Origin of the sequence: Paenibacillus sp. VTT E-133291 (genome assembly GCF_002264395.1) — a bacterium.
GTDB lineage: Bacteria > Bacillota > Bacilli > Paenibacillales > Paenibacillaceae > Paenibacillus_AQ > Paenibacillus_AQ nitricinens.
Window position 1 is genome coordinate 22,067 of record NZ_NFVA01000071.1, and the last position, 13,471, is coordinate 35,537.

The 13,471-nt window shown below is 42.2% G+C and carries 12 protein-coding genes; 8 read left to right on the forward strand and 4 right to left on the reverse strand.

The annotated features are described in order from the left end of the window. Positions 1–9: 9 nt before the first annotated feature. From CA598_RS23355 to CA598_RS23380, 6 genes are all read left to right on the forward strand, one after another. The gene (locus tag CA598_RS23355; protein WP_094878067.1) at positions 10–1,077 is read left to right on the forward strand and encodes a hypothetical protein; all 1,068 of its coding nucleotides are present in this window, start codon (positions 10–12) and stop codon (positions 1,075–1,077) included. A gap of 209 nt (positions 1,078–1,286) precedes the next feature. After that, a complete protein-coding gene (leuB, locus tag CA598_RS23360) occupies positions 1,287–2,369 on the forward strand; it encodes a 3-isopropylmalate dehydrogenase (protein ID WP_094878068.1) in 1,083 nt (360 codons plus the stop codon). 160 nt (positions 2,370–2,529) lie between these two features. Further along, a complete protein-coding gene (locus CA598_RS23365) occupies positions 2,530–3,069 on the forward strand; it encodes a peroxiredoxin (RefSeq protein WP_094869961.1) in 540 nt (179 codons plus the stop codon). A 227-nt stretch (positions 3,070–3,296) separates the two neighbouring features. After that, the gene (locus tag CA598_RS23370) at positions 3,297–3,704 is read left to right on the forward strand and encodes a hypothetical protein (RefSeq protein ID WP_042125131.1); all 408 of its coding nucleotides are present in this window, start codon (positions 3,297–3,299) and stop codon (positions 3,702–3,704) included. A 367-nt stretch (positions 3,705–4,071) separates the two neighbouring features. Further along, on the forward strand, positions 4,072–5,175 hold the full coding sequence (locus tag CA598_RS23375; RefSeq protein WP_094869962.1) for an ATP-binding protein: 1,104 nt from the start codon (positions 4,072–4,074) through the stop codon (positions 5,173–5,175). Between the two features lie 99 nt (positions 5,176–5,274). Further along, complete coding sequence (locus CA598_RS23380; protein ID WP_094878069.1) at positions 5,275–6,780, forward strand: leucyl aminopeptidase; 1,506 nt, start codon at positions 5,275–5,277, stop codon at positions 6,778–6,780. A 93-nt stretch (positions 6,781–6,873) separates the two neighbouring features. Here CA598_RS23380 and CA598_RS32430 read toward each other — a convergent pair whose 3' ends face one another. From CA598_RS32430 to CA598_RS23395, 4 genes are all read right to left on the reverse strand, one after another. Next, positions 6,874–7,020: a hypothetical protein gene (locus CA598_RS32430; RefSeq protein WP_179281580.1), complete on the reverse strand. Its 147-nt coding sequence runs from the start codon at positions 7,018–7,020 to the stop codon at positions 6,874–6,876. Between the two features lie 103 nt (positions 7,021–7,123). Next, complete coding sequence (locus CA598_RS23385; protein ID WP_094869964.1) at positions 7,124–7,303, reverse strand: FeoB-associated Cys-rich membrane protein; 180 nt, start codon at positions 7,301–7,303, stop codon at positions 7,124–7,126. Positions 7,304–7,347: 44 nt separating this feature from the next. Beyond that, on the reverse strand, positions 7,348–9,360 hold the full coding sequence (gene feoB / locus CA598_RS23390) for a ferrous iron transport protein B (RefSeq protein ID WP_094878070.1): 2,013 nt from the start codon (positions 9,358–9,360) through the stop codon (positions 7,348–7,350). Next, positions 9,357–9,527, reverse strand: a complete 171-nt coding sequence (locus tag CA598_RS23395; protein WP_481857547.1) for a FeoA family protein — start codon at positions 9,525–9,527, stop codon at positions 9,357–9,359. The genes feoB and CA598_RS23395 overlap by 4 nt, the downstream gene beginning before the upstream one ends. A 336-nt stretch (positions 9,528–9,863) precedes the next feature. Here CA598_RS23395 and CA598_RS23400 point away from each other — a divergent pair, with 336 nt between their 5' ends. Beyond that, positions 9,864–10,823, forward strand: a complete 960-nt coding sequence (locus CA598_RS23400) for an aldolase catalytic domain-containing protein (RefSeq protein ID WP_170880320.1) — start codon at positions 9,864–9,866, stop codon at positions 10,821–10,823. 329 nt (positions 10,824–11,152) lie between these two features. Then, positions 11,153–13,279: a putative bifunctional diguanylate cyclase/phosphodiesterase gene (locus tag CA598_RS23405; protein ID WP_094878071.1), complete on the forward strand. Its 2,127-nt coding sequence runs from the start codon at positions 11,153–11,155 to the stop codon at positions 13,277–13,279. The last annotated feature ends 192 nt before the right edge of the window (positions 13,280–13,471 follow it).

Consider the following 13,471-nt stretch of genomic DNA (forward strand, 5'->3'; position numbering starts at 1 on the left):
GGAAGCGCTATGAAAAAGAGCTTCAGTATTATTTTCGCAGGAATTATCGGAATGCTTGTATTCACAAATCAATCCTATGCTAATCCATCGACGTTGCCTCCAAGCTTGGACAGTACAGATGTGCTTTCTGTTAGTGGCGATCTCGTCGCAATCATAGATCATAGCACTAACAAAGCAGACGTGGTCAATGTAACAACAAATAAGGTAATCAATCTTTCAAATGATGCTCATACGATTCTCGATCTTAACATGATGAAGAATCCGCAAAAAATAGTGCTGCTAAAGAAATCAAATGGCAACGAAATTACGAAAACGGTCTTTACCTATACCGGAGAGCAGATTAGTAAAACAGAAATACCGCTTAAAGATGCGGCAGACAAAATCAAATGGGTTGCTCCTACGGGGAAAGTAAACGAACGAATCATGGTTCAATTTGGAGATTCCTTTAATCTTTATCAGTATCCTTGGACTAAGCCAAGTGTAAGCTTTAACGCTAAGATTAACGACAACGGATATGAAAGTGTAAACGTTCAGGGTTGGGATTTTGTTGGATATCCTTATTTAGCTATAAAGTATCAAGCACAAGGTATAATGAGCGATGATTTCTTTGTAAGAACAATTAATTTATTTCACCATAATGAAAAAATGTTTAAAGACTCTAATGCTGATATTAAGCTTAAATTTATTGGTCCAAATCTTGCAGTATACACATCATACATTTACCAGCCAGTTCCAGCTAACGCGAAGCGTCCTGTTTCAGATGATCCTCAGAACGTGTTCCGTTTGATGAATGTTGCAACCGGAAGTGCACCAACCTCTATTAAGCAAGCTTTTAAAGAAGAGGGTGATCTTTCGGGGTGGAAGACGGACTTTATTAACAATCAAGTGTTTGTTGGGGATGTATTAGAACAAACCTGGTCGTTATTTTCGCAAGAAGGAACTCAGATCTTAAAAGAGCAAAAATGGCCTGAAAGTGGTAATAGCAAATTTTTGAGCTACGATTCAAGCACCAAAACTGCCTATTTCCTGAAATATTCAGGTGGAAACATTGACGTAATTTCAAATCCAATTCATTAATAAAACGTGAAAATGCAGAGCCGCTACAGGGATGATCCTGGGCGGTACTTTTCATTACTCAAGAAAATCTTCCTTCACAATAATTGTTTTATAGGCTATGCCTATCAACTCAATAGAATCTATATCTTTGTCCTTTACGACTGGGTATGATACAACAATATAAAGAAGAACTATGTCTGTTAGAGCAGACCACTTGAGGAGTGACTGAGATGAGTGAGGTTAAAAAAATCGCCGTAATCGCAGGGGACGGTATTGGACCTGAAGTAGTAGCTGAAGCAGAAAAAGTATTAAAAAGAGCGGGAGAAGTATTTGGGTATACCTTTGAAACGGAGCACGCTCTATTTGGAGGCATTGCAATAGACGAAAGAGGCACACCGCTGCCGGAAGATACATTAGAAATCTGTCGCAGTGCTGACGCTGTATTACTGGGCGCTGTGGGCGGACCGAAATGGGATAACAATTCAAAGGAGCTTCGTCCTGAAACCGGATTGCTTGGCATTCGTAAAGCGCTTGGGTTGTTCTCAAACTTACGTCCTGCAGTCGTATTCGATTGCCTTAAGGATGCTTCGACATTGAAGCCAGAAGTGCTGGAAGGAACAGATCTTATGGTCGTTCGTGAGCTGACTGGTGGTATTTACTTCGGAGATAAACTGCGTCGTCAAGGTGAACATGGTGAAGAAGCGGTGGATACCTGTGTGTATAACGTAATGGAAGTGGAACGAATCGTGCGTCAGGCTTTTGAAATTGCTGGTAAGCGCCGCAATAAGCTGGCAAGTGTTGATAAAGCGAATGTACTTGAAACATCACGTTTATGGCGTGAGGTCGTAAATAAGATTGCTCCAGAATACCCTGAGGTAGAGGTAGAGCATGTACTCGTTGATAACTGCGCGATGCAGCTGCTGCGCCGTCCATCCAGCTTTGATGTTATCGTAACCGAGAATATGTTTGGTGACATTCTGAGCGATGAGGCTGCGATGTTGACAGGCTCTATTGGTATGTTAGCTTCCGCTTCGATGGCTGACGGTAACTATGGTCTCTACGAGCCCGTTCACGGCTCCGCACCTGATATTGCTGGACAAGGGCTTGCGAATCCGATTGCTACGATTTTGTCCTTAGCCCTGATGTTCCGTTTAACCTTTGGTTACGAAGATGCGGCTACTGCGATAGAGGCTGCTGTGGCTGAAGTATTGGATGCAGGTCACCGTACAAGTGATATTGCCGTAGATAAGAGAAAAGCGCTTAGTACATCTGAAATGGGCGACCTGATTGTTGCAGCTATCCGCAAAGCATAAAAAATATAATTCCTAATTACGATTATAGATGGATTTGTCTAAGATTGACTTTGATTTTGTACGATGATACCATTTGATATGTAGACAAGATGTAAATTATTCCAGCATATCACGACATGAAATGGTTGGTTTCTTACATAATCAAAGGAGGATTTTGGCAATGGCTGAACGTTTAGTAGGTAGACCAGCTCCAGATTTTACTATGCAAACCGTATCGGGCGATGGTAAGGATTTTGGTAAAGTTAGTCTGTCCGACTATCGTGGCAAATGGCTGGTATTCTTCTTTTATCCTCTGGACTTTACTTTTGTATGTCCGACTGAAATCACTGCTCTTAGTGAAGCAGCTGCCCAGTTCGAAGCGCTTGATACAGAAATTCTCGGCGCGAGTGTAGATTCGGTCCACAGCCACAAAGCATGGATCAATACACCTAAGGATTCCAATGGTCTTGGCCGTTTGAATTTCCCGCTTGCTGGTGATATTACTAAACAAGTAGCTAAAGACTACGGCATTCTGATTGAAGAAGAAGGTATTGCATTGCGTGGATTGTTCATCATTGATCCTGAAGGTGAATTGAAATATCAAGTTGTTAATCACAATGATGTAGGTCGCAGCGTAGAAGAAACACTTCGTGTCCTTCAAGCCCTGCAATCTGGCGGCTTATGCCCAATGAACTGGAAACCAGGTGACAGAAACCTTTAAATGCTGTTCTGCTATTATCTGATCTTTGATATTCTGATTTCAACCTCCTTGCAGAAGTTTTTCTGTAAGGAGGTTTTTTGCTCCAAAAAGTCCTAAATAAAAAATGGATTTGAAAATAGGCGTGAAAAGTTATATTATGTCCTCGAGTGGAGGAATCTCCATTGGGGTAATGTAATACAATAATAAAAACTCAGATGAGTTAGTCATTCTAAGGAGGGTGAACAAATATGAGCTTTTGCTGTGGAGCGAGTATGGTAGGAACAAAGGGAACCCTTAAACATTATCGCACGCAAGTCCATAATGTTCCCCTGCTTTTTTGTCCGGTATGTCATCGTGTAGAGGTTCACTATAAGGTCGAAAACGAGTATGAGATTTTGGCGGAATACGCACATGGAGACGGTGTTACTGATGTGGATTTTCAGGACTATGTCATGGAAGACGAAACTGCAATATTCGAAAATGTCATTAACATCGAGAGTGAAGAGCCTCTAGCTATTGTGCGGAGTCAGATCGATATGGCGCTTGACCTGCTTGCTGTAGCCAAACAGATTGAGGATACGAAGTGGGAACGGGAATTGAAGAAAAGATTAGCTGTGATGAGTCAAAGACGGCTTCGTCTGCAACAGAAAGCGTAAGATTATTTACAATTTGGGGTTGACCCATTTCTTTAACAAGGCCTTCGCAACTGCGAGGGCTTTTATCTTTATCTAAATTTTTTCTAACGGGTTTAAATCAATTGAACGAATTAATAGTAATAAATATAATTTGATGTGATATTTTATATGTCTTTGGAATCATTTTATGAATTTTTTTATCATTCGACAGTTTCTCTGATTGCGTTGTCTACTTCACTTGGATATGATTGGAATATAATTGAACCGGTTGGAAAAAGTGCAACGATTACCGAATGTTCTGGCGGCTTCGTCATATACTCAAATACATAGTAATTTGATGTCGCTTTAGCGTCTTCGTCAAATGCAGTAAAAGGGGGAACTTCGTATCGTGATTAGCCAATATCAAGAAAGTCTTCTATTACCGGGAAGAACCTATCAATCAGGGCCTGTGGATACTACATACGAGGATGTACTAGAGAATATTGACAGTGGAATCATGCTTTTTGATGAAGAGGGAGTTATAAGTTTTGTAAATAAGCAAATGTACGGGATGCTCGAATTAACCCGTCACTCCCTTGTTGGCTGTACAATATCACACCTATTATCTAACGTTAGACTAAGCCGCTTTAAGAAAAAGCAAGTACTGCAAAGCTATAGAGAGATGGTATACAAAGGAAAATCAAATTATGAATTTTTAGACGAGTATGGCCGTTATTGGAAGGTTACATTATGCTGTGGAGAGCAAATGAAGGGTTGTTATTTGTTTACAGTTAAAGAGATCTCCGATTATAAGTTGATTGAACAAACAGCTTACCAAAACGATAGTTTGGCTGTGCTAGGTAAATTATCTGCATCTATTGCCCACGAAATTCGGAATCCATTAACCGCGATCCGTGGATTTATTCAATTGCTTCACCCGCATCTGCAGCAGCTTGGGAAACAGGAGTATGGCAAGATTATATTGGCGGAGATCGATCGGGCGAACGATATCATCCATGAATTTCTAACATCATCCAAGCCCTCAGTTCCTCAAGTGGGAATGATTCCTGTGTCAGCCTTGCTCAAGGAAGTAGTGCTGCTTACAGAGAGCGAGGCCTTGATGAAAGGATGCCAGATTAATCTGCATTCTTTTCAGGGGGATATGATGATTTCTGGTGATGTAAAACAAATGAAGCAGGTAGTCCTCAACATGATTAGAAATGCCATGGAGGCCGTTACAGATAGGGCAGATGGTCTAATGGGTCAAATAGAGGTTGGAGCCCGTAGAGAGGGTTCTGAGGTCCGTATTTTTATTTCTGATAACGGTAAGGGAATGGATATCCGTACACTGGACAGGTTGTTCAGTCCATTTTTTACGACGAAGGAGAATGGGACTGGGCTCGGGCTTTCCGTGAGTGATCGAATCATCAAAAATCATGGTGGATGTATTTCTGTCAGCAGTAGAGTTAACGAAGGTACTCATTTTGTAATCTCATTGCCATTAATCCATTAGTACACTAGGCTGATCCCTGCGGATAATACAGATGCAGAGATCGGCCTTACTTATGTTACAATGGGGATTCGCTTTGGGAGACAAATGGAGGTATTCACGATGAATATAGAGTTTAACAGTGCCAGAACCATTAATGAAATTAAGGGTGATGCCCTTGTCCTTATCATTTCTGAGACGGAGGCAGAGCATGGTGGTGTCTCTGAGCAATGGAATGACAGAATTCGCCTATTGGCGAAGGCAGGACTATTTAGTGGGAAGCTGAATCAGACTTATGTACTACCTTTAGAACATCCATCCGGTTGTCCCGTTGCAATTTTGGTGGGTAAGGGGGACCAACTTCTTACGTCTGAAGATCTACGTCAAATGGGAGTTCAGGTCGCACGTGCAGCCCTTCGTTTGAAGGCGATACAGCTAGTATTTCAGGTGGCTGAAGATATTCAGGAGCTAACAGTAGAAAGGGATATCGGATCTATTGCCTATGCGTTGTCTGAGGGGTTATCACTCGGTTCTTATCGACGTCCCACTTATAAGCAGGAGCAATCTCAATATACAGGTCCAAACTCAGTAATTTTCACAATGGAGAAAAAGCCAGCGGTTGCTATCGAGCAAGATTGGAGTCTGGGCATACAGAAAGGGCTCGCGTTTGGTGAGGCTACGAATTTGGCGCGTAACTTGACGAATATGCCAGGCAATATGCTGACTCCATCTGACCTTGCTATGGCCGCTATAGAAGTTGCTGAACGTTATGGATTTCCTTCCGAAGTACTGGATGAACGCGAAATTGAGCAAAAAGGAATGGGCGGTTTGCACGCAGTGGGAAAAGGAAGTGTTAACCCTCCGCGAATGATCGTCATCCGTTACCAGGGAACGGGGCACTGGGATAATGTAGTAGGGCTGGTCGGTAAAGGGATTACTTTTGATACGGGGGGAATTTCCTTAAAAAGAGCCCCAGGCATGGAAGAATTAATCAGTGATATGGGAGGCGCAGCGGCTGTGCTTGGAGTAATGGAGGCATTAGGCCGATTACGTCCACGAATTAATGTCGTAATGATCATTCCATCTGCTGAGAATATGCCTTCAGCTAATGCCTTTAAACCCGGGGATATCATTACATCAATGAGCGGAAGAACCATAGAAGTATTGAATACTGATGCAGAAGGCAGACTTGTACTTGGCGATGCGCTGACCTATGCTCGGGAATGGGGAGCAAAACGTGTTATTGATGTTGCTACGCTGACAGGTGCAGTGCTGTCGACATTGGGAGATATAGCTACAGGTGCTGTTACTAACAATGAGGAATTTATGGAGCAGTTTCTGACAGCAGCTAATGTTTCGGGTGAAAAAATATGGCAGCTTCCGGCTTACCCGGAATTCCGCGACATGCTAAAGAGTGAAGTGGCCGATATCCGTAACACCGCAGGAAGATTCGGTGGAGCCACTACGGCTGGGTTATTCGTAGGGGAGTTTGCGGAAGGTCTACCGTGGATACATCTAGATATTGCTGGAACCGCATTTCTTTCTAAAGAACGTGGAGTTAATCCTAGAGGCGGTACAGGAGTCATGGTTCGCACATTGATTCAGTGGTTGCTCAGCGAAAGCGAATGATCAGCTCTTCATAAACAATAAGAGGTGCCTCCTAAACCATATTCTGGTTTAGGAGGCACCTCTCCCTTTACTGGAATTCAAGAAATAAGAAGCTTAAACCGTGCGACTGGATTTTTTGGCCTTCGATTGAGAAGTGAAGGATTGAATACCATTCATAATTTTATCGCGAGTTCCCTTATTCTTGAGTAGATATGCAGCTCCTAATGCGACCGTTGTAAATAACGTTTTTTTAGTGTTCATAGGAATTACCTCCTTGGGATTGTCTGTAGTTGCTTATAACAAACATACCCGTTAGTAAAGGAGACTAAACGAAAGAACTTTATTTATTGCACATAATACAAGCCTACTTCTTCTTGTTAACAGGTGTTGAAGAGCAGGAGAGGGGAGAATCTAAAGACGCTGCAGAACAGGTCTTGCCCTTATCACAGCCAGCGCAAGCACCTTGCTTGCCCTTTTGCACATGTCGATAGATGATCCAGCCTGAATAACCGAAGATCAGAGTGACGATCAGAACATTTATCATTACGGTGCCCCACTTTCATTAAGAAAATTAACAAATTACAAGTCCTACGACCAGCCTAATAATCGCCCACCTTGAAAAATAACAAAAGATACGATATACGCCAGAGCAAGAGAATAGCCCATGGAGAAGAAAGTCCATTTCCAAGAGGCGGTTTCCTTTTTGATAACCCCTACCGTGGCCAGACAAGGAATATATAACAGAATAAAGGCCATAAAGCTGATTGCACTCAGCGGGGTAAAGACTTGTGAGATTTGATTCTCTAATCCAGCGGTATCCGGTGCGTGATAGATGATATTCATCGTGGACACAACAACCTCTTTCGCTAAAAATCCTGGAACCAAGGTAGAGCCAGCCTGCCACGTTCCGAAACCAAGCGGTTCCAGTAGCGGTGCAATCATGCCTCCGAATTTCGCTAGGAAGCTATGATCCATTTCTACATCAAATCCGCCAGGACCAGCATAAGACATAAACCAAATAATCGCTGATCCAGCAAGAATAATCGTTCCTGCCTTACGAAGGAAACCTTTGCCCTTCTCCCAAGTGCTGCGCGATAAGGTTTTGATCTGCGGCATACGGTAAGGAGGGAGTTCGATAATGAAGACAGAGGATTCATTCTTGAATAAGTATTTAGAGAATACCTTACAAAGAATTAGGGCAAAAACAATACCCATAACATACATAGAGAGAACGGCAAACGCTTGTTGCTCAGGGAAGAATACAACTGCGAATAATGCATAAACAGGTAATCTTGCAGAACAAGACATCAGCGGCATTAACAGTGTTGTCAGCATGCGGTCTTTGGGCTGTTCGATGCTTCGCGCCGCCATAATGGCCGGTACATTGCAACCAAAACCAATAATAAATGGAATGAATGCTTTTCCGTTCAGTCCCATTCGTTCCATGGTGCTGTCCATCAACAAGCAGACCCTTGCCATGTATCCGGAATCCTCTAGGAAGGAAATGATCAGAAAGAGAATGAAGATTTGCGGAACAAAGACCAGTACGCCTCCTACACCGCCGATGATGCCATCCACAATCAACGCATGCGTGAAGCCTGAAGCTCCAATGGTCTGAAGCAGAGAGTTCGTTCCATCACTAATAGGGCCGGATATCAGGCCATCTAAGATATCCGATAGGGGGCCGCCAACCCAGTCAAATGTAGTCTTAAAGAGAGCATACATAAAGAAAATGAATAAGGGCAGTCCCAAAAATCGATGAGTCAATACCGAATCTAGTCTTTCAGTTAAGTTATGGGGCTTCTGAGCTGTCGTATCAAGGACTTCGACACAAATACTGCGAATATACTCCATACGGTTCGAACGAATCCATTGTGGGAGTGTCAGGGCGAGTTTTTTGAGTTGTAGCTCACTCTGACAAGACTCACAGATATTTAGCAGTCCCGTAACGTCTATACGCGACTTCAAAAACTGAAGTATAACCGGATTCTGCTCCATGAGCTGTAGAGCGACCCAACGATGATTGGGCAGATCTTTTATAGAACGTAATTCCTTTTCTATAGAAGATATCGCTCGCTCGACTACCTCACCATAATTCAGCTTGAACTTTACAGCAGGAATAGCTGATGATTCCTCAAGGATGCTGAGCATCTGTACGCTGCCTTTACCGGTTCTTGCTATGAGTGGGAGGACTGTAACGCCCAATCTTGATTGTAAAATGGTTTGATTAATATGAATACCACGTGCATTAGCGACATCAATCATATTAAGACCGAGTACAGTAGGCTTGCCATACTCAAGCAGTTGAAGCGTGAGCAGCAGATTACGTTCCAGCTGGGATGCATCCACGATATTGATTAATGCTTCGGGGGATTCTTCTATCAGATATTGGGCTGCGACCCCTTCATCACGGGAGAGTGGGTGAAGTGAATAGATGCCGGGCAAATCAATGAGCTTACCTGCCCCGTTCTTCAGATTTCCGATCTTTTTCTCAACCGTAACCCCTGACCAGTTACCTACATATTCGTATGAAGTCGTTAAGGTATTGAAGAGAGAGGTCTTGCCTGTATTGGGATTGCCCACAAGTGCAATAGAACTCAAGAGACGTTCACCTCAATCATTGAAGCTTCTTTTCGGCGGATGGCAAATAGTTGTCCGTTGCATTCCAAGGTAATCGGCCCCATAAAAGGACCTTTTCCTTTGAGGCGGATATGCACACCTTCTGAGACACCGAGATCAGCAAGACGGCGGCGTAAAATGGGGTTCATTCCTTCTATTTTATGAATACAGCCGGCAGAACCAGGTTGTAGTTGCAGCAAGGAACAGCAGGTATAAGTAGTTATTGTAATCCCTCCAAAAGAGACTGATAATCAATCTCAACTGTTTAGTTGTAATGTAGCATTTTTACGCGTTTGCATACTGTGATATTTGTCGCAGACATAATGTGATAATAACATCTGTGAGTTAAAGGTGAAATAACCTTTACAATTTATTCTTCATTAAAGTATGATTGAACGATATAAATTGCATAGTAAAGCTATGCTAGCGGTTATAATGATTGCAATAGCGGCTACGATGATTGCAGGAATTGAAGGGAGATAATTATGAAGACTAATCAATGTAAGATTGTTGACTGCACCATTCGCGATGGGGGGCTAGTGAACAACTGGGATTTCAGCGTGGAATTTGTGCAAAATTTGTATGCCGGCTTGAATGAGGCTGGTGTTGACTATATGGAAATCGGTTATAAAAACTCCCCTAAACTGCTCAAAGGAGCAGAAGGTGCTGGACCATGGCGTTTTCTGAACGATGACTTCTTACGTAAAGTTATCCCGCAAAAGGGACATACTAAGCTTTCCGCTTTGGTTGATATCGGTCGTGTGGATGAAAATGATATTTTACCTCGCAGCGAAAGTATGCTGGATCTGATTCGGGTAGCTTGCTATAGCAAAGATGTGGAGAAAGCCTTACAGCTGGTACAAACCTTCCATGATCTAGGCTATGAGACAACAATCAATATTATGGCTTTGTCGAATGTAATGGAGAATGAATTATTAGAAGCTTTCGAAATGATTCGTGAGAGTGTAGTTGATGTGGTATACATTGTGGATTCATACGGTAGTCTAGATCACAACGACATCAATTACTTAGTGGAGAAGTTCAAAACTCATTTGCCAAACAAACGCCTGGGCGTACATACGCATAATAATCTTCAACTGGCGTTCTCCAATACGTTGATTGCTGCTGAGAAAGGTGTAGAGCTGTTGGACGCTTCCTGTTATGGAATGGGACGTGCTGCGGGGAACTGTCCTACAGAGCTGCTGGTGACTCATTTGAAGAATACACGCTACACATTGCGTCCTGTCATTGATATCATTGAACGCCTGATGATTCCTTTACGTGAAAAAGAAGAGTGGGGCTATATCATTCCTTACATGATCACTGGTACGCTTGATGAGCATCCACGTTCAGCAATGGCGCTTCGCGCATCGGCGGATAAGGATAAAGCGGTTGATTTCTATGATAAGCTTACAACACCAGAGGTTAACTTCGGAGATAAATAAACCTGTTGTTCAGAAGCACTGAACCCGTTCGTAGGGGGAAGTGCTTTTTTTTGAATAAAAATAAAATTTCTATAAGTTTCTATGATAAATAATTCTAATATTTTTCGCTAAAATGCTTAAAGTTCTAATAAGAAGCCTGAAGGTATTTTTGCTTGCCTGCTAGAAGAAAATGGTTTATATTTATGCAAGATTTATGAATAATCGCTATAAAAATACTACCGCACAAAAGAAATGTAACTTTAAAGACCGATCTAGCCGATATTTATACATAGGACAAGACTATACATAGTTGCTTAATAATCGACATCATTTTCAGACGCGAGGGACCTATGAGACAAGAAGAGAAAAAGACCATTCAAGCGGCTATTATAGGAGCCTTACTGTTCCTATTCATTCAAATTTTCCATACATCGCTAAACCGATTGGACAATTGGGATATTATTTCTGCACTCTATCTCATTGTCGGATGTTGTACTGTTGCTTTTGGATTTGCGATATTTGCACAGGGTTGGTTGTTCTTCTCTAGCAGATTATCTAAAGGAAGATTATATGTCGCTGCTCTTTTTGGTGGAATATGTATTATTGATTTCTTGCATACACTCGGCTTTGTAGCATTTCCATTGATTTCATCGTTTATAACCCCTGAGGAATCAAGGTGGCTGCTTACCTTTTCAAGACTATCCAGCGGACTGGGCATTTTGTTCATTTTTAGTAGAGAAGACAAACCTGTGACCGTTGCCGAAAAAAGAAATGTATTCAGAATCGCCTTCATGTTGATTGTGCTCTTCATCGCATTATTTGTATTTATCCATTCGGCAGTGCCTGAGTTATTTACTAAGCCTTGGATGAGTACAATTAAACAATTCGTTGATCTGGCAGTACTTTTTGTTTATTTAGCAGGTGTTGCTGTCATCGTATTTCCTGGGAATAATGAAAAGTCAGCTTCGCTGCTTGTTATTATTCGGGCACTTATCTTTTTCTCGCTAGGACAGGCTTTCTTTATGACTCCCTTAAGTGGGGGGAATATTGATGATCTCTTTGGGATGTTATGTAGCGGAATTGCTTATTACCAGTTACTTACCGGCGTGTATCGCCTGACGATTGAAGAGCCATTTTACGAGAAACAGTTGGCCGAAGAACGGATCAATTATTTGGCCTATCATGATGATTTAACAGGACTTCCAAATAGACGTCGGCTGACACAGCGTGTAGAAGAAATGATTGATGCTGGAGAGACAGACACGAGTGATCAATTCTCAGCTTTGGCTATTATGAATATTAATCATTTTAAGAATATAAATGACTCTCTGGGTCATTATGCCGGAGACCTTTTATTGAAATTAGTGTCTGAGCGTCTTAGTATTGAGGCTAGATCCAGTGAAGAGCTGTATAGTATGGGAGCGGACGAGTTTGCTTTTTTAATGACAGAAAGAGCAAGTCTTGGAGAATGCTTGGCACGAGCTACAGAGTTGCTCAGATTATTTGAAGCACCCGTTAATATAGAATCTGGTGAGTACCATATCTCACTCAGCTTGGGGATGAGTATTTATCCTGGTGACGGGGAAACTGCGGAACATCTCATTCAAAATGCGGATACTGCTGTTCATAATGCGAAGGAGCAAGGCGTGGAGATTCGCCGTTATATCCCAGCCATGCAGATGAAAGCAAAGGAACGACTGAAGCTGGAAAATGACCTGCGAAGAGCGCTTGAACGTGATGAGTTCTATCTCGTATATCAACCCAAGGTGCAGCTGGAGACGGAAGAGATTGTAGGAATGGAAGCTTTATTGCGCTGGAATCATCCTAAGCGTGGTATTGTCTCACCTAATGAATTTATTCCATTAGCTGAGGATAGTGGGCTAATTGTTCCAATTGGGGAATGGGTACTGAAGACGGCATGCCTGCAAAATAAACAGTGGCAGTTAGCAGGCTACCAGCCGATATGCGTATCTATCAACTTATCTATGCGTCAATTCCTTCAGCCGAATCTGGCTGGTAAAATTCATTCCATTCTGACCGATATTGGTTTGGATCCATGTTATGTTGATCTTGAAATTACAGAGAGTATGACGTTGGATAAAGAAACGGCCTTTGATCAGCTGAAGCGCTTGAAAGAGCTAGGTGTGTTCATTAGCATTGATGATTTTGGTACAGGTTACAGCTCACTGCACTATTTGAAGAATATGCCGATCGACAGGCTAAAGATTGACAGATCGTTTGTCTCCGAGGTTATGGAGGATAGTAATAATGCGGCAATAGTCTCCACGATTACTTCTATGGCGCATCATTTAAAGCTTAAAGTTACCGCAGAAGGGGTGGAGAACAAGGAGCAGCTGCAGTTTTTGCGTGAGCAGCATTGCCATGAAGCTCAAGGGTTTTTGTTCAGTAAACCTATTCAAGCAGCTGAATTTGAAACAGCGTTTTTGAAAAAGGCTCCCCTCGGCGCTTCCTTGTAAAATATAAGAAAGTATAAGTTTCACACCATACTCTATGTCTTATATTTCTTGCTTAAACGCTTACCGTCCTTATTAGGACTCCGGAGGCGTTTATGCTTGAACAGAAAAATGTTGATTTTTATTTATAGGGGTGATACAATATCTCTTGTACTCACTTTCTAATGCGGGTGTAGTTCAATGGTAGAACTTCAG

What these genes read in the sequence shown, in the direction of transcription:
- CA598_RS23405 (WP_094878071.1), top strand. Translation starts at nt 11,153, where the DNA reads ATGAGACAAGAAGAGAAAAAGACCATTCAAGCGGCTATTATAGGAGCC.
- CA598_RS23395 (WP_481857547.1), bottom strand. Translation starts at nt 9,527, where the DNA reads ATGAACCCCATTTTACGCCGCCGTCTTGCTGATCTCGGTGTCTCAGAA.
- CA598_RS23380 (WP_094878069.1), top strand. Translation starts at nt 5,275, where the DNA reads ATGAATATAGAGTTTAACAGTGCCAGAACCATTAATGAAATTAAGGGT.
- CA598_RS23385 (WP_094869964.1), bottom strand. Translation starts at nt 7,303, where the DNA reads ATGATAAATGTTCTGATCGTCACTCTGATCTTCGGTTATTCAGGCTGG.
- CA598_RS23400 (WP_170880320.1), top strand. Translation starts at nt 9,864, where the DNA reads ATGAAGACTAATCAATGTAAGATTGTTGACTGCACCATTCGCGATGGG.
- CA598_RS23370 (WP_042125131.1), top strand. Translation starts at nt 3,297, where the DNA reads ATGAGCTTTTGCTGTGGAGCGAGTATGGTAGGAACAAAGGGAACCCTT.
- leuB (WP_094878068.1), top strand. Translation starts at nt 1,287, where the DNA reads ATGAGTGAGGTTAAAAAAATCGCCGTAATCGCAGGGGACGGTATTGGA.
- CA598_RS23365 (WP_094869961.1), top strand. Translation starts at nt 2,530, where the DNA reads ATGGCTGAACGTTTAGTAGGTAGACCAGCTCCAGATTTTACTATGCAA.
- CA598_RS23355 (WP_094878067.1), top strand. Translation starts at nt 10, where the DNA reads ATGAAAAAGAGCTTCAGTATTATTTTCGCAGGAATTATCGGAATGCTT.
- CA598_RS32430 (WP_179281580.1), bottom strand. Translation starts at nt 7,020, where the DNA reads ATGAACACTAAAAAAACGTTATTTACAACGGTCGCATTAGGAGCTGCA.